General features: G+C 73.0%; 13 protein-coding genes. 8 read left to right on the plus strand and 5 right to left on the minus strand.

Going from position 1 to position 16,355, the window contains the following annotated elements:
* Positions 1-144: 144 nt before the first annotated feature.
* Together AB0I15_RS37380 and AB0I15_RS37385 are read right to left on the minus strand one after the other, a co-directional pair.
* The gene (locus AB0I15_RS37380) at positions 145-1,137 is read right to left on the minus strand and encodes a Gfo/Idh/MocA family oxidoreductase (protein ID WP_358106447.1); all 993 of its coding nucleotides are present in this window, start codon (positions 1,135-1,137) and stop codon (positions 145-147) included.
* Between the two features lie 126 nt (positions 1,138-1,263).
* Positions 1,264-4,956: a hypothetical protein gene (locus AB0I15_RS37385; RefSeq protein ID WP_358106450.1), complete on the minus strand. Its 3,693-nt coding sequence runs from the start codon at positions 4,954-4,956 to the stop codon at positions 1,264-1,266.
* 290 nt (positions 4,957-5,246) lie between these two features.
* Here AB0I15_RS37385 and AB0I15_RS37390 point away from each other — a divergent pair, with 290 nt between their 5' ends.
* From AB0I15_RS37390 to AB0I15_RS37415, 6 genes are all read left to right on the plus strand, one after another.
* Positions 5,247-5,639, plus strand: coding sequence for a peptidase inhibitor family I36 protein (locus AB0I15_RS37390; protein ID WP_358106453.1), 393 nt, complete (start codon positions 5,247-5,249; stop codon positions 5,637-5,639).
* Positions 5,640-5,788: 149 nt separating this feature from the next.
* A complete protein-coding gene (locus AB0I15_RS37395; RefSeq protein WP_358106456.1) occupies positions 5,789-6,310 on the plus strand; it encodes a MarR family winged helix-turn-helix transcriptional regulator in 522 nt (173 codons plus the stop codon).
* A 116-nt stretch (positions 6,311-6,426) separates the two neighbouring features.
* On the plus strand, positions 6,427-7,653 hold the full coding sequence (locus tag AB0I15_RS37400; RefSeq protein ID WP_358106459.1) for an AI-2E family transporter: 1,227 nt from the start codon (positions 6,427-6,429) through the stop codon (positions 7,651-7,653).
* A gap of 142 nt (positions 7,654-7,795) precedes the next feature.
* Positions 7,796-7,993: a hypothetical protein gene (locus tag AB0I15_RS37405; RefSeq protein ID WP_358106462.1), complete on the plus strand. Its 198-nt coding sequence runs from the start codon at positions 7,796-7,798 to the stop codon at positions 7,991-7,993.
* Between the two features lie 37 nt (positions 7,994-8,030).
* A complete protein-coding gene (locus AB0I15_RS37410) occupies positions 8,031-8,741 on the plus strand; it encodes a hypothetical protein (RefSeq protein WP_358106465.1) in 711 nt (236 codons plus the stop codon).
* 43 nt (positions 8,742-8,784) lie between these two features.
* On the plus strand, positions 8,785-9,549 hold the full coding sequence (locus AB0I15_RS37415) for an AraC family transcriptional regulator (protein ID WP_358106468.1): 765 nt from the start codon (positions 8,785-8,787) through the stop codon (positions 9,547-9,549).
* Here the strand turns inward: AB0I15_RS37415 and AB0I15_RS37420 are convergent.
* Positions 9,542-9,910, minus strand: a complete 369-nt coding sequence (locus AB0I15_RS37420) for a DUF4345 family protein (protein ID WP_358106471.1) — start codon at positions 9,908-9,910, stop codon at positions 9,542-9,544. The genes AB0I15_RS37415 and AB0I15_RS37420 overlap by 8 nt on opposite strands.
* A gap of 175 nt (positions 9,911-10,085) precedes the next feature.
* The gene (locus AB0I15_RS37425) at positions 10,086-10,808 is read right to left on the minus strand and encodes an SDR family oxidoreductase (RefSeq protein ID WP_358106474.1); all 723 of its coding nucleotides are present in this window, start codon (positions 10,806-10,808) and stop codon (positions 10,086-10,088) included.
* 384 nt (positions 10,809-11,192) lie between these two features.
* Between AB0I15_RS37425 and AB0I15_RS37430 the strand changes: the two genes are divergently transcribed.
* The gene (locus AB0I15_RS37430) at positions 11,193-12,746 is read left to right on the plus strand and encodes an alpha/beta hydrolase (protein WP_358106477.1); all 1,554 of its coding nucleotides are present in this window, start codon (positions 11,193-11,195) and stop codon (positions 12,744-12,746) included.
* Between the two features lie 199 nt (positions 12,747-12,945).
* Positions 12,946-15,723: a LuxR C-terminal-related transcriptional regulator gene (locus tag AB0I15_RS37435; RefSeq protein WP_358106480.1), complete on the plus strand. Its 2,778-nt coding sequence runs from the start codon at positions 12,946-12,948 to the stop codon at positions 15,721-15,723.
* Here the strand turns inward: AB0I15_RS37435 and AB0I15_RS37440 are convergent.
* The coding region (locus AB0I15_RS37440; protein ID WP_358106483.1) for a cytochrome P450 at positions 15,677-16,355 on the minus strand (679 nt) is incomplete at its 5' end. The two genes, AB0I15_RS37435 and AB0I15_RS37440, sit on opposite strands and share 47 nt — an antisense overlap.

Genomic DNA, 16,355 nt, shown 5'->3' on the forward strand with positions numbered 1-16,355 from the left:
GAACCGCGAGCGGAAGGGAACTCTCCGCCCGCTCACCCACGCTAATGCCGTAACCGGTCGATACCCTCCACTTACCGCCAAGTGAGAGAAATGCCTGCTCAGCCCTCTCGGAAACCAGGTCGCCCCGACCGGCGGGCGGCGCGTTCAGCCGGCCGGGACGGGCGCCGGATAGGTGAGCCCGATCTGCGCGCGTACCTCGTCGAGGATGCCCATCACGTCGAGGGTGGTGGACAGCGGCACCAGATCGCTCTCGGTGCGGCCGGCCGCGAGGCAGGCCATGACCTCTTCCGCCTCGAAGCCGAGCCCGTTGCCGCGCCGGGGGAACGTCACCTCTTCGCTCTCCCCACCGCGCACCAGCGTGAAGCCGGTCGTCCGGAAGAAGCCCGCCGGTACGACGATCCGGCCGCGGGTGCCCACCACGGTCGCCGACACCGGGCTGCCGCCCACGATGCCGCAGTGCAGGACCGCGAGTGCGCCGCTGTCGTAGCCGAACGTCATGGCGGTGTTCGCGTCGACGCCCTCGGGGGTCAGCGTGGCCATGGCGCTGATCCGGCTCGGCACGCCGAGGAACATGTGCGCGAACGTGACCGGGTAGACGCCGAGGTCCAGCAGGGCGCCGCCGCCCAGTTCGGGGGCGCGGAGCCGGTGGCCCGGAGGGAACGGGCCGCTGATCGCGAAATCCGCGTAGACCGCGGTCACCTCGCCGATCGCGCCGTCCGCGACGAGCTCCCGCATCCGGCGCACGGCCGGCAGGGTGCGCGTCCACATGCCCTCCATCAGGAACAGTCCTCGCCCGCGCGCCGTCGCCACGAGGTCGGCCGCGCTCGCCCGGTCCAGGGTGATCGGCTTCTCGCACAGCACCGGCTTGCCGGCGGACAGGCACAGGTGGGCCGCCGCGTGGTGCGCCACGTGCGGGGTGGCCACGTAGACGACGTCGACGTCGGGGTCGGCGGCCAGCTCGGCCCAGGAGCCGTACGCGCGCGGGATCCCGTGCTCGGCCGCGAACGTCGTGGCCGTGTCGAGACGGCGGGAGCCGACGGCCACGGCCTCCGCGTCCGGCAGCAGCGCCAGGTCGGCGACGAACGAGGCGGCGATGTTCCCGGTGGCGAGGATTCCCCATCGCGTAGGGGTTGCCATGCTTCCTCCCTGTCTGCGTGGGTGACGCGGTGCCCGGTCACAGGGATCCAACCATGGTCGAGCGCATGGCGTGACACCGGGGCCATCTCGTCCTGTGCCGCGTACCGGCACCCCGTGCGGCCGGCCCTACCGGTCCAGTCCGAAGAGCTTGATCTCGTCGGCGGTCAGCGTGCGGGTGGTCTTCGCGGTGGCCAGGGCGAGCACCTCGCCGAGGGAGCCGCACACCACGCACTCCTGGATGCGCACGGTCCCGTCGTCGTGCGCCGTCAGCAGGTGCCGCCCGTTCCGGCTGAAGGAGACGTTCTCGACGGTGGCCTGGTAGCCGGTGAACACGACCGGTTGCCCGCCGCCGGTGACGTCCCACAGGCGTACGGTGCCGTCGCTGCCGGCGGTGGCCACGCGGCGGCCGTCGGGGCTGAAGGCCAGGCTCCAGACGATGCCCTGGTGGCCGCGCAGGACGAGGGGATCGCCGGCCTGGCCCACCGGCCAGATGCGCAGGGTGCCGTCGTGTCCGCCGCTGGCGAGGCGCCGCCCGTCCGGGGAGAAGGCGACGCTGAAGACCGGGCCCTGGTGCCCCCGCAGGGCGGTCACCTGGCCGCCCGCGTCGATGGGCTGGATGCGGACGACGCCGTCGGAGCCCGCGCCGGCCAGCCGCCGGCCGTCGGGGCTGATGTCGATCTGGCGCAGTTCGCTTCCGTTGCCGCGCAGGACGAGGGGGCGGGCCGGGGAGGGGAGGGGCCAGACGTGCACGGAGCGCTCGCTTCCGGTGGCGGCCAGGCGGCGGCCGTCGGGGCTGAAGGCCACGCTCCACAGCGGGCCCTGGATGGAGGGCAGGGCTTGGGACACGCCGGACGCGGAGTCCCATAGTCGCAGGCCGCCGCTGTGGTCGCCGCTGGCGATGAGCCGCCCGTCGGGACTGGACTCGAGGGCGAGGATCTCGTCGCGATGCCCGCGCAGCACGGTGCCGCCGCCGTCGCCTGGCCGCCACAGCCGTACGGTGGCGTCCGCGCCACCGCTGAGAACGCGGGAGCCGTCCGCCGTGTACGCGGCCGTCCACACCGCGCCCTCGTGTCCGCGCAGCACGGTGGGGTCGCCGGGGAGGGCGGCCGACCACAGCCGCAGGGTGCCGTCGGTGCCGGTGGTGGCCAGGTGCCGCCCGTCGGGGCTGAAGGCCACCGACCAGACCTCGCCGCGGTGGCCGCGCAGGACGATGGGGTTGGCGGTCCCGGCGAGGCCGGCGAGCTTGACGGCGCCGTCCTGGCCGCTGCTGGCCAGCATGCGCCCGTCCGGGCTGAAGGCCAGCCCGAGCACCGAGCCGTCGTGCAGCGGTAGCACCACGGTGTCGCGCTTCCCTGTGGGGTCCCAGAGCCGGACCCTGCCGTCCGCGCCGGTGCCGGCCAGGCGCGTGCCGTCCGGGCTGAAGGTCAGGTGTCCCTGGGTGCCGGGTTTGTCCCGCAGCACCGCCAGCGGCTTGTGCGGGCGGGCCAGATCGCGGACGCGTACGGTGCCGTCCTTGAATCCGCTGGTGGCCAGGCGGCTGCCGTCGGGGCTGAAGGCGACGCCGTAGGCGGGCCCGTGGTGATCGGCCAGCAGGACGGTCCGGCGCGGGGCGGCCAGGTCCCAGATCCGCACCCCGTCGTCGGCCGTGCTCGCCAGGCGGCGGCCGTCGGGGCTGAAGGCCACGTTGAAGACGAACCCGCGATGGCCGCGCAGGATCCGTGGTGGCGTGCGGCCGGTCAGGTCCCAGATCCTGACCGTGCCGTCGTTGCCTCCGGTGGCCAGGTGCCGGCCGTCGCGGCTGAACACGGGGTTCCATGACGGCCGGTCGTGCCGGCCCAGCGTGGCAGGCCCGGTCCAGGTGCCGCCGGACCGCTGCCACATCCGGATCGTGCCGTCGTCGCCGGTGGTGACCAGCTTGCGGCCGTCCGGACTGTAGGCCACGCCGAGGCTCCGCCCTTGGCCCGTGGGCAGCGTGACCTGGGCGCGCGCGTCCACGACGGCCTGGCGCAGCACCGCCTCCGCCTCAGCGGTCGGCCGGATTTCCACCGCCTCGATGGCCAGCAGCAGCGCCAGCTCCGGATCCGCCGGTAACTGCCCGCGCGCGTCGGCCGCGACCTGGCGCGAGCGGGCCAGGTCGCGTTCGTCGGCGGCCTGACCGGCCTGCACGACCGCCACGGTGGCGAGCAGGCTGACCGCGGCGAGGGCGGAACCCAGCCCGGCCAGCGCCAGCCGGCGGCGGCGCCGCCCGTGCCTCTGCTCGCGGTCGTTCCTGACCACGCTGGCGGCCAGGAACGACCGCTCGATCTCGTTCAGTCCCGCCGGATCCCGGCTCCGCCAGGCGGCCAGGGACGCCCCCCGGTACAGCAGAGCCTCGTCCTGCCCCTGGTCGCGCCAGTCGGCGGCGGCCTGGGTCAGCCGCCGGTGCGCCCGCAGCGCGTCGCGGTCTGCGGCCAGCCATTCGCGCAGGGTCGGCCAGCCGCCGATGAGCGCCTCGTGGGCGATCTCGGCGGTGTCGTCGCCGAGGGTGATGAGCCGGGCGGCGGCCAGCCGGTGCAGCACCTCGACGCTGTGCCCGTCCTGGCCGAGTTCGTCCAGGCTCACGCGCCGCCGCGTGTCTTCGGTGCCCTCCCCCAGCGCGGTCAGCCGCAGCAGGATCGCCCGGGCGGTCCGCCGCCGCTCCTCGTCCAGGTCGGCGTAGACGCGGTCGGCCGACTGGGCGATCGCGCCGTCCAGGCCGCCCGCCGCCCGGTAGTCGGCCAGCGTCATCTCCTTGCCGCGGCGCCGCCGCCAGGTCTCCCACAGCGCGTGCGAGACGAACGGCAGCGCGCCCGGCCGGTCGCCCGCCTCGGCGAGGATCGTCGCCACCAGCGCGTCGTCCACGACAAGCCCGGCGCGGGCGGCCGGCTGGGTGACGGCCTGGCGCAACTCGTCGTCGCTCATGGGCCCGACCAGGACCTGCGCATCCTGCAACGCCTCGACCAGCACCGGCCGGCGAGCGCACGGGGCGTAGAAGTCGGCTCGCAGCCCCAGCACCACCCGCACCCGGTTGTCGGCGTCACGCGCCGCCGCCACCAACGCGGCGATGAACTGCTCCCGTTCGGTCGCGTCCGCGCACAGCGTGAACGTCTCCTCGAACTGGTCGACGACCAGGTACGCCTCGTGGCCGGGCGGTCGCGCGAGCAGGGACTGGCGCACCGCCAGGCCGAGATTGCGCTGATGATCGCCGAAGTCGGTGACCAGCTTGCCGGGCGCCAGCCCCAGTTCGGCGCCGAGCCGTACGGCGCATTCGTGCAGCGGATGCGCGCCCGGCGTGAACAGCAGCGCGAGCCGGTCGTCGGCCGCCAGGGCGGGCAGTAGCCCGGCGCGCAGCAACGACGACTTGCCCGACCCCGATGCCCCCACCACCGCCACGAACCGCTGCCGGCCCAGCCGCTCGACGAGCACGGCCAGCATCCGCTCCCGGCCGAAGAACCGGTCGGCGTCCCGCGGGCCGTAGACCGCCAGCCCCAGATAGGGCGGGCGCGCATCCGCGCCGTTGATCTCGGCCTGGGCGTCGAGCTCGGCCGCGGCGGCCTGCCAGCGCGCCTCCCAGGCGGTGACGTCCCCGTCGCAGGCCCGTACGTAGGCCAGCGTGACCTGCAACGTCGGCAGCCGGACACCGCCCGCGGCCTCCGCCAGCGTCGTGGCCGAATAGTGGACCCTGCGCGCCAGCTCCCGGTAGCTGGGGTTACCCGCGGTCCGGCGCAGCGCACGCAGCTCGACCGCGAGCCGCGGAACCACCCCGTCCGCCGGATCGATCAGACGCTCGGGACGTGGCATCCCGATCACCCCCTGGGCGAGATCAAATCCGTCTGCATTGTCAAGCACCGGCGCGGTCCGCGTCTGTGTCGGGGGCCACAGATCACGCTCATCTCCGTCACGTTGTCCGTGCGTTGTTCGGCGCTGCGCGCAGGGGCTGCCGGACAACTCCCGCCGGCACTAGAACCAGGTCGTACAGGCCGGATCGTCCGCGGTCCAGGGACCACAACGGGGGCTGGTGTTCAGCCGCGGGATCGAGAGTGCCGGCCTGAACGGAGATCGCAGCAATGCCATCCGAAACGAGGGGACACATGCGAAAGATCCTGATCACGTTCGCCGCGATGACCTTCGCGGTGCTGGGCCTGGCGGCCCCGTCGTCGGCCGCCGGCTCGGCCGGCGGCGCCGGCCTGCTGGCCTTCGGCGACTGCCCGAGCGGCTACGGCTGCTTCTGGACGGGAACCAACGGTGGCGGCAGCAGATGGGACGCGCCTCACTGCAGCGTCGGCGGCTTCCCCTTCAACCTCAGCGGACATTGGCTCGACAACAACATCGAGTCGGTCCGCAACAGAGGGGGCGGAACGATCCACCTCTACAGCGACTACTACGGCAACGACTACATGACCTCGATCGTCAACAACGGGCAGGGCGTCAACCTGCACTCCCACCACCGCAACCAGGCCAGCAGCATCCGGATCGACTGCTGACCCGTGCCCTGACCATCCACCGCTGAGGAGGCGGGCGGCCCGGCAGCCGCCCGCCTCCGGCGTGAGGGGACATGACCTGCCTCCGTGGGCGTGCGTTTCGCACACGTTAAGATGCTTGCGAAACGCACGCAAACTTGGAGCCGTACACGATGATCCCCGAACCGCACGACCAGCACGCACCCGTCGCCGAGGCCGTCCCCGCTCCGGACCGGGCGCACCTCGCCGGAGCGGGCACGGCCTTGTTCCGGCTGGTGCGCTTCTGGTCGCGCCGCTGGGTGATGGCCGCCGCCGACGAGGTCACCGGCGACATGAGCCGCGTCCAGGACATCCTGGTGCTGGAGGCCATCGACGCCGCCTCGTCAAGGCTCGGCGAGGTGTCGGTCACCGACGTCGCCCACGAGCTCGGGCTCGACCGATCCGGCGCCAGCCGCATGATCAGCGAGGCCGTCAGGCACGGCTGTGTCGTCCGCGCCTCATCCGAGCAGGACGGCAGGCGGGCGACGCTCACCATCACCCCGGCCGGTACGGAGATCCTGACCGGCGCCCATGCCTATCAGGAAGAGGTCTTCGCCCGCCTCACGAGCACCTGGGACACCCAGGACACCACGCGGCTCGCGGCCTACCTCCGCCGCCTGGCCGGCGAGGCCGGAACACCGGACGGGCCGTCATGAGATCGACAGGGGCGCCCGTCGCGGGCGAACCACGCCCGGGGCGGTTCGATCATGGCCGGGCGGAGAGGGAGATACTGGTGAGGCATATCGCCGCGCGGTTCGGTCAGGAGAGTGCCATGAGCAAGCCGATCGAGCCCCGGGAGTCCCGCCCCGAGGCGGCCCGCCCGGTCCAGGTGGTCCTGTCCGCCTTCAACGTGTGGCGGGTCGGGTTCGTCATCGTCGCCGTCGTCGTCGTGGTCTACCTCATCCGCTTCATCCTGACGGACGCGGGTTCGCTGGTCGTCATCGTGGTGATGGCCTGGTTCCTGTCGCTGGCGATGGAGCCCGCGGTGGGCCGGCTGGCCCAGCACATGCGCCGCGGCGCCGCGGCCGTCCTCGTGATGATCGGGATCGCCGTCCTCACGGGGATCTTCCTCTTCCTGTTCGGCAACCTGTTCATCGAGCAGGCCGCGTTACTGGTTCGAGCGTTGCCCGAGGTGGTCACCGGTGCCATCGACTGGATCAACGCCAGGTTCGGTACGAAGTACGACATCTCCACCATCCTCAGCTCCATCAACCTGACCCCCCAACAGGCCGCCACCTATGCCCAGGACCTGGTCGGCGGCGTACTCGGCCTGCTCGGCACGATCACCGCGGCGGTGTTCAACACCTTCGCCCTGCTGCTGCTGACCTTCTACTTCTCGGCCGACGGCCCCCGGCTGCGGCGCTGGCTCGCCCAGCTCCTGCCCGGCCGCGTCCAGCAGGTCTTCCTCACCGTGTGGGACGTGTCGCTGGTCAAGACCGGCGGCTACGTCTCCGCCCGGCTCATCCTGGCCACGATCAACGGCACCACCTCGGCCATCGTGTTCCTGCTGATCGGCATGCCCTCGTGGCTGGCCCTGGCCGTGTGGACGGGCATCGTGGCCCAGTTCGTGCCCACGATCGGCACGTACATCGCGATCGCGCTGCCCACCGTCGTGGGCCTGGTCTCGCCCCAGCCCTGGATCGGGGTGGCGGCGCTGGCCTGGGCGATCCTGTACCAGCAGGTGGAGAACCTGACGCTGGAGCCGCGCATCAGCGGGCGGGCGGTGAACATGCATCCGGGCGTCGCGTTCGCGGGTGTGATCCTGGGGGCGCAGCTCTTCGGGGCGGTGGGCGCGCTGCTGGCGGTGCCGGTGGTGGCCATGCTGCTCTCGCTGCTCGACACGTTCGTGACCCGCAAGGAGCTCGTCCCGGTCCCGCCCGAGGTGCCGGAGGCCTACCTCGATGACGACGAGAACGGCCAGGGCGGCGAGGGCCCGGCGGCGGAGGCCAAGGACGAGCCCGGCGGGGAACGTACGCATCCGCTGCCCCGGGACGGCTGACCCGACGCCACGACAGGGCCGCCCGCGGCCGGACACGTCCCGGACAGCGGGTGCGACGTGCGGTGAAGCCGAGCCGACGGCCGAATGACGACGGTGTCGCGTTCAATCGGGGTTCCGGCAAGCTGCGGTAACCGCCGCCTACGTGTCGATGGCCGCGGGGCAGCGGGTCGAGGTCGACAAGTGCGTGCCCGCCAACGAGTACCTCACTCTCTGGGAGGAGGACACCGCCGATTTCGACGACCACATCGGCGAGATTCTCCTGAGCGGGGACGAGACCCGCGACTACTCGTTCTGCTGCGGGAGCAACAACGCCCGTTACCGGCTCGGGGCCGTTTCCTGAGCACGGCAGCCCGGCTTCGATGCGGAATCATGGGTGAATGACGACCCCGAAGCTCATCAGCCGCCGTATATCGCCGAGCAACATCTCGCTTCTCGACACCGTTGCCGGCATCGAACCTGGAGCGATCAGCCTCCACGCCACCGACCTTGACGCGCCCGCGTGCGAGCGGCTGGCACGCCACCTCACCGAGCACGGAGAACTGCTCCGCATCCTGAAGATCCGCCCCAGGCAGGGCGGCCACCTGCATGCCGATCTGCGGGCCGTCGACTTCGCGGCCCACTGTCCGAACCTGAAGACGCTGGACGTCCAGCGGGTCGTGTTCAACGACTCGGTGTTCGCCCACCCGGTTCTGCAGGACCTCGCACTGCGGCAGTCCGAGTATGTCGGCCCTCCTCAGATCGCCATTCGTGCGCCACATCCACTGAGGAACATCGAATTCGAGGACTGCCATGTCAAGGCGGACGTTCTCTCGATCGCCCCGGAATCCCCGCTCAAGGTTTTCCGGTATTACCTGGACGAGGACTACGCGGAGGCCTGTCCGGATCGGTTCGAGATCCTTGGCACACGACTGGAGGAGATCACCGTCAACGCCTGCTGGAGCTACACCGTGACCACCAACCGGGCGTCCGAAGAGCACAACCGGCGCCGAAGGACCTTACGCGCCGGACAGTACGGCAGCGTGACTCACATCTACCACAAGAGCAACGGGGAAGAACTCGTCCGCCACTACGGACCGGAGAACGGCTGACCGGGCGCCGGCACGATTCCCCATCGACCTGTTGGAGCCCGTGATGGCGGCGGTGTGGTTGTGGCCGGGGCGTGCCCTGTACGCGGGGCCGTCCCTGCGGCTGGGGCCGCACTCCGGCGCGGTCGCGTGCCTGGCCGTGGGCGTGGACGCGCCCTTCACCGTCCGGCCGATGCCCGGTGGCGAGGTGCGGGCGCGCGTCGCGCTCGTCCCGCCCCGGGTACGCCACCGGCTCACCGCGTCCGGCGACCGCATGGTGTTCCTCTACCTCGATCCCGGCTCGGCGGACGACCGGGCCTGCCGCACCTGCTTCACCACCGGTCAGGAGGTCGTTTTGGCCGGGCACCGGCACGAGGACGCCCTCCTCGCCTCGGCGGCGGAGCTGTCGGAGCACACGCCCGTCCCGCAGGTCACCGCCTGGGTCGTCAGGGCCACCGGTCACGCCACGACGTCGTCCGCCGACCCGCGGATCACGGCCGCGGCCGGTCGGCTCATCGACGCCGGCGAGCCGCTGCCGGCCGCGCTGCTGGCAGCGGAGCTGGGACTGTCGGAGTCGCGGTTCCTGCGGCTGTTCAGGGACGGCACGGGCACGTCGTACCGCCGTTACCGGCTGTGGACGCAGATGCACCGGGCCGCGCGGGCGCTGGCGGCGGGCCACAACCTCACCCGGGCGGCGGCCGACGGGGGCTTCGCCAGCCCCTCCCACCTGAGCACCGCGTTCCACGCGATGTTCGGCCTGCCGCCCAGCGCCCTGCTCGCGCGGGGCCTGGCGATCCGCTGTCTGGACCCGTCGCCCGGCGCCCTCACGTGACAGCGGCCAGCAACGCGCCCGCGGCGGCGACCTCCACCCAGAAGTAGCACCAGACGGGATAGAACGCCGCCGGCCGCTCGGCCGCCCGTCCCACCAGCCGCCCGCAGGCCATGCCCAGCAGGGAGACGGCGACGGTGACGGCCACCCCCGTACGCAGCCCGCCCAGGTCGGCCACGGCCACCAGCAACAGCCCGCCGACGGCCACGCCGAAGCCGCCGTACACCGCCCTGACCTCGCTGCGCGCCTCGGCCGAGTCGGCGATCATCCCAAACGGCCTGACCAGCGCGGCAGGCGCGACCAGGCCGAACACTCCCATCCCGAGAAAGAAGACCGCCACCACGACGATCACCACACCCTGCACGAGGACACCTCCGGATCCGACGGCGAACGAACCGAGACCGTCCAGCGTGCCTTCGGCGCTCCGCGCGGCGCTTCCACGAACCCGCCGCCTCTTGTGCGGGCGCACCACCTTGCGAGATCGCGATCTCGGGCGAGTCATGGGCGTGGGACGGGCCCTGCCGAGGGCGCCCGTTCGCTCACCACACGAACTGCTGCCCGCCGTCGATGTCGTACGTCGCGCCGGTGAGCGCCGTGTTGCTCATGATGTGGACGGCGAGCGCGGCGACGTCGGCGGGACCGACGGTGCGGCCGATCGGCAGCGTCGCCCGCAGCTCCTCGCGGCGCTTTTCCAGCCGGTCGCCGAGCAGCGACGCCGACAGCGGGGTGTCGACGAACCCGGCGGCGATGAGGTTGACCCGGACCGGCGCGAGCTCCAGCGCCAGGGCCGCCGTGAACGGCGGGAGCGCGGCGGTCGCGGCGGAGGCGATCCCGAGGCCGTGCCCGACGCGGCGGCCGCCGGTGCCGCCCATGAGCAGCAGCGTGCCGCCGGGCCGCATCCGCCCGGCCGCGTGCCGCGCCGTCTCCAGGGCCAGCACCAGGTGGTCACTGACGGCCTGGCGGATCTCGTCGGCGTCCATGTCGAGCAGCGGCTTGTACGACGGGTGGCCGGCCGTGATCATGACGTGGTCGATGGGCGCGGGCAGACCGGAGAAGAACGTGCTCAGGGCGTCCGTGTCGCCCGCGTCGAAGGCCTCCACGCGCTGCGCGCCGACCTCCAGCGCCGCCTGCTCGAGCCGGTCGGGATCGCGGCCGGTGAGGACGACCTCGGCACCCTCGTCCCTGGCGTGGCGGGCCGTCTCCAACCCGATGCCCGCGCTGCCGCCGATCACGACGACGGTCTGTCCCCGGAGATCCTGCACGGTACGTCCTCCCTCTGCCCGCTCGGCGGTCAACTGCCTGCGACGTCGCCGATCGGCCTTGTGGATGTGGGTGACCTTTTCGGGAGAGTTGCCGCCGATCGTCCCCTGGTACATGCCGGGGCCGGGCGCGTAGTGGAAGCAGGTGACGTTCAGCTTCTCGTCGCCGCGGGCGCCGACACCGGCCCCATCGCCGCCACCATGGCGATGGGCCGGCGGCCAGGCGGATCAGCGATGATCGTCTGGCAGCCCCCTGACAGCACGGTGGACAATCGCGGCCAGGGCCGCCTGGATATGGAACGCATATGGTCCGGCCATCGGCCGGCGATATGGGCCGGCCGGTAGATGTGATCACTCTCGAAGTCCCGTAACGAGAGGATCGCAGTGATGAGGCGTGGGAGATCGGCCGGCCTGGCCGGGGTGGTGTCCGCGATGCTGGCGTTCGGCGTCCCAGGACCCGCGACCGCCATGACGGACCCCGGATCGGGCGCCGGTGCGGCGTCCGTACAGTGGAAATCCTGTCCGGACTACTCCGATGAGGTGGTCCGGAGCATGCGCGTGACGGAGGAGCAGATTCCGCTCTTCCGCACGCTGATGAAGCGCCTGGAGTGCGGGACGGTCAGCGTCCCGCTGAACCATCGCGCCCCCGGCGGGCGGAGGATCGACATCGCGCTGACCCGGCTGGCCGCCACCGACAAGGCCCAGCGGCTCGGCGCCACCGCCATCCTGCCGGGCGGGCCGGGCAACGGCGGATACCTGGACCCGATCCTGCGGACGGTGCTCAGGAACGAGGAGATGGCCCGGCTCAACGAGCGGTACGACATCATCGGCTTCGACCCGCGCGGAGTGGGCTACAGCACCAAAGTCGCCTGCCCCACCGGGCCGATGGGCCCGCAGGAGCCGGGCACGCTGACCAAGGAGGCGGCCAGGAAGATCTACGACGCCCAGATCGCCGCCAACCAGAGGTGCGGACGCTCCGACCCCGCCTTCCTCGGGCAGCTCACCACCGAGAACGTGGCCAACGACCTCGACCTGGTACGGACCGCGCTGGGCGAGCGGACGTTCAACCTGCTCGGCTTCTCCTGGGGCACCTATCTGGGCATGGTGTACCGCAGCCGGTTCCCCGAGCGCACCGGACGGGCCTTCCTGGACAGCGTGGCGCCACCGTGGACCCGTCTCGACCGGCACACGAAGGAGAGCGCGGAGGCGGCCGAGCGGGACTTCGGGCGCATGGCCGCCTGGCTGGCCGGCCGCGATGAGGTCTACGGTCTCGGCGCCACCGCCCGGCAGGTGCGCGAGACGGTGGCGAAGCTGGTCCGCGCGTACGACAAGGATCCCAAGACCTTCACCGACCTGCAGCGGCCCATCGACGGCTCGGCCGTCTCCGATCTGGCCAGGCGCAACTCGACGGAGTGGGCGCGGGCGGGCAAGGCGCTGGCCGAGCTGCGGACGGCGGCGGGCACCACGGCCCCGCCCACGGTCAAGGAGTTGTTCGGCGCTCCGATGGGGGCGCCCGTGCCCGGCGCGCCCGAGATGCTGAACATGACCATGAACTGGGCGGTCAAGTGCAACGAGGACGGCAGCCGGACCGGCTTCGACACCGCCTGGCGTGACTACCAGCGGCTCGTGCAGCGCAACCCGGCGACCGGCCGGGCCTGGGGAGTCGGGGGCATGTGCACCGGCTGGCCGCTGCCGGTGCAGCCGGCCACGTTGAAGCGGAGCAGCGGGTCGCTGGTGCTGGCGGGGCACCTGCACGAGTTCATGTCCGTCTACGACTGGACGCTGCAGACGCGGCGCGCCGTCGGCGGCACCGTCTACACGGTCGCCGACGACGTGCACGTGTCGGTCGCCCGGGTGCCCGAGTGCGCCGCCGACGTGGTGCGGTACTTCGAGACGGGCCGGATCGGCCGAGGCTGCGCGGGCAGCCCGATCCCGAGCTGACCACCGCTCCCCCGGCCCGCCTCGTCAAGATCGAGGGGAAGTTCTACATATTCCCCTCGGCCGAACCGAGGCGGGTGACCGGCGTCTTCCTATCGTGGAGTCGATTCGTGCGGGCGCGAACGCGCCGGCACATGCGCGGCCACGCCGCACCGCGGCGAGGCGACCACGAGGCAGTGACAGACGGAGGGGGCTGGCCTGCATGGTGGAGCTGCGGAATCCCCGTACGACCGCCGCGTCGTCAGCGGTGCGGCAGCGGGGGCTCGCGCTGCGAACCCCGCGGGTGGTGCGGGGGCGGGTTCGGGAGCGGCAGCGCCTCGCCGCCGTGCTCGACGTGGCGGCCGGCACGGGACGCGGCGCGGTCGTCTCCGTGGCCGGGAAGGCGGGCATCGGCAAGACCACCGTGCTCGCCGAGCTGCGGGCCGTGGCGGCGGACAAGGGGTTCACCGTCGTCGGCGTCGGCTCGGACGACGAGCTGCGCCCGGACGCGTTCGCCGCGCTGCTCACGGGTGGCCGGCCGCCCGGCGAGGGCGACTTGGGGACGATGCTCGACGGGCGCCTCGCACGTGGCCCCGTGCTCGTCACCGTGGACGGGCTGCAGTGGAGCCACGCGGTCGCGGCCCGCACGCTGGAGGTGCTGGCGGCGCGGGCCGCGCACCGGCCGCTGGTGTGCGTGGTCGCCCAGCGGTCCGGCGTCGACCGGCCGTACCTGGACCAGTGGCGCGGCTACCTGGACGAACATGCCGAGGCCGTGCGGATCGAGCTGCCCCGGCTGTCCGACGAGGAGGTCGCGGCGCTCGTGGGGGACCTGCTCGGCGCATCGCCCGACAGCGATCTCGCCATGCTCGCCGGGTGCGCCCGCGGCATCCCGGCGACGGTCGTGGAGCTGGTCGGCGCCGTGACCGACGAGGGCATGCGGAAGGGCGAGCCGGACCTCGCGCGGATCACGGGGCTCATGGCGAGCGAGACGTTCGGGCCGCTGCCGCACGGCGGCGTGGAGCTGCCCCGCCGGCTCGCCGAGGTGCTGCGCCGCGGCCTCGACGGCCTGTCCGACGAGACGCGGCAGGTGCTCGACGTGGCCGCCGTGCTCGGCCGGACGTTTCTGCCCGATGACCTGGCGAAGATGCTCGACCAGCCGTTCGCCACGCTGCTGCCCGCGTTCCGCGAGGCGGTCGGGTCCGAGGTGCTGGAGAGCGCCGAGCAGGGCATGCGGTTCCGCAACGCGCTGCTGTGGCACGTGCTGCTGCAGGACATGCCGGACGCCGTCCGCGGCGCGCTGCACCGCCAGGCCGCCACGATGGTCGTCGCGCGGGGAGGCTCGGTCGTCGACTCGGCCCGCCACGCCGCGCGCGGCGCGTTGTACGGCGACGAGCCCACGATCGGCCTGCTGCGGGACGCGGCCGGGGAGGCGCTGCGGTCCGCGCCGCGCGTCGCCGCCGAGCTGGCGCTGCGCGGGCTGGAGCTGCTGCCCCCGGGACACGACGCCTGCCTGCCGCTGACCGAGATCGCGGTCGAGGCGTGCGCCCGTTCCGGCCCGGTGTCGCGGGCCGTGCGGCTCGCCGAGGACGCGCTCACCGGATCGCTTCCCGAGGCCGCGAAGACCGCGCTGCGGTACTGGCTGTTCACCGCGCTGACCCTCGAGGGCAGGCATTTCGACGCGGGCCGCGTCGCCGAGTTCCTCCTGTCCGACCCGGAGACACCCGCCGGGCTGCGCCACAGCCTCGCCGTAAACCAGGCGCACGTCACCGTGCTCTGCCGCGACCAGCCGCTGCCCGAGTGCCGGGGCGCCGCCGAGGACGACTTCCCGGTGCTGGCGGCCATGCGGAGCCGGCGCGAGGGCAGGCTCACCGAGGCGCTCGCGATGTGCCGTAAGGCCGTGACCGACGAGCACGCCGGCCACGTCATCGGCTGGATCTGGCACCCGCTGATCGCGCTCGCCGAGGTGCTCACGGACCTGGAGGACCTCGACGGGGCGCCGGCCGTGATCGACGAGGTCGCCGGCCACGTCGACGACGCGCTGGCCGCCGTGCCGCGCATCCTGCGCGCCCGCGTGGAGCTCGCCGCCGGCCGTACCGCGAACGCGGTCTCCGAGGCGATGGCGGGCCTGCGCATCGCCCGCGACACGGGCACACGCCTGTACCTGCACGAGGCCCTGTACGTCCTGACGACCGTGGTCGTGCGCGGCGACGCGAGCCAGGTCCGGAAGGAGGACCCGCTGGTCACCTGGGCCCGCGCCGAGTCGGCGTCGGGATCCTCGCTGCCGCTGGCCTGGGTGGAGGCCCGCCTGGCCGGGGCGCACGGCGACCCGAGCGCCGCGCACGCGGTGCTGGAGAAGGTGGTGTGCTGCGAGCACCAGCGCCGGGAGCTCTTCATCGGCTCGTCCGGCGCGGCGGCGTGGACGGTACGCGCCGCGCTGGCCGATGACCGCCCCGACTGGGCGGCCGCGGCCGTGGCGTCGGCCGAGGTGCTGGCGGCGGCCAACCCCGGGGTTCGCGCCGTGGCGGCCGCCGCCGCGCACGCCCGCGGCCTGCTCGACGGCGACCCGGCCGCGCTGACCGCCGCCGCCGAGGGTTTCCCGGGCCCGTGGGAGCGCGCTTCGGCGGCGGAGGACCTCGGGCGTGCGCTGCTCGACAGCGATCGCGAGTCCGCGGTGCGGTGGCTGGAGCGGAGTGTGGCCCTGTACCAGGAGGTCCTGGCCGAGCCGGACGCCGCCCGGATCCGCAGTGTGCTGCGCGCGGCGGGCGTCGTACGCAGGCACTGGCAGCAGCGGGGCACCGGCGAGAGCACCGGCGCGGCGGCGCTCACCGACACCGAGCGCAAGGTCGCCGGCCTCGTCGCGACCGGGCTGACGAATCAGCAGGTGGCGCGGCGGATGTTCATCTCGCACCACACGGTGGCCTTCCACCTGCGCAAGGTGTTCCGCAAGCTGGACGTCACCTCGCGGGTGGAGCTGGCGCGCCAGTTCCACCCTTCGCTGTGAGGGTGAGCGAGGCCGGGCCGTGGAACACCAGGTCCCGCGCGTACCGCACCTCGCCCACCCCGAAGCCGGGCAGCGTGTCGAGCAGCAGCGGCAGGGCGATCTCCGCCTCCGCCTTGGCGAGTTGCGCGCCGAGGCAGTAGTGGACGCCCATCCCGAACCCGCACTGCCGCGAGGTGTCCCGGTCCACCACGATCTCGTCCGGTGCGGTGAACCGCGCGGGGTCCCGGTTGGCCGACCCGAGCACGAGGACGACCTTGTCCCCGGCCGGGATCTCCCTGTCCCCGAGCGTCTGCGTCCGGGTGGCCCACCGGGTGATCATCTGCACGGGCGGGTCGAACCGCACCAGCTCCGCCACGGCGGAGGGGACGAGCGCCGGTGACGCGCGCAGCGCCTCGGCGACGTCCGGGCGGGCCGACAGGTGCAGCACCGACTTGCCCAGCAGGTTGGTGGTCGTCTCGTGGCCCGCGGTCAGCAGGTGCACGCAGGTGGCGGTGATCTCGTCGCCGGTCAGCTCGGGGGTCGTGGCCAGCAGCGAGACGAGGTCGTCGCCCGGCGCGGCGCGGCGGGCGCGCACCTGCTCGTCGAAGTAGTCGGCCAGCTCCCGCGCCGCCCGCTCGGCGAGCGCGAACCCG

It is taken from the genome of Nonomuraea sp. NPDC050643 (assembly GCF_040654715.1).
Lineage (GTDB): Bacteria > Actinomycetota > Actinomycetes > Streptosporangiales > Streptosporangiaceae > Nonomuraea.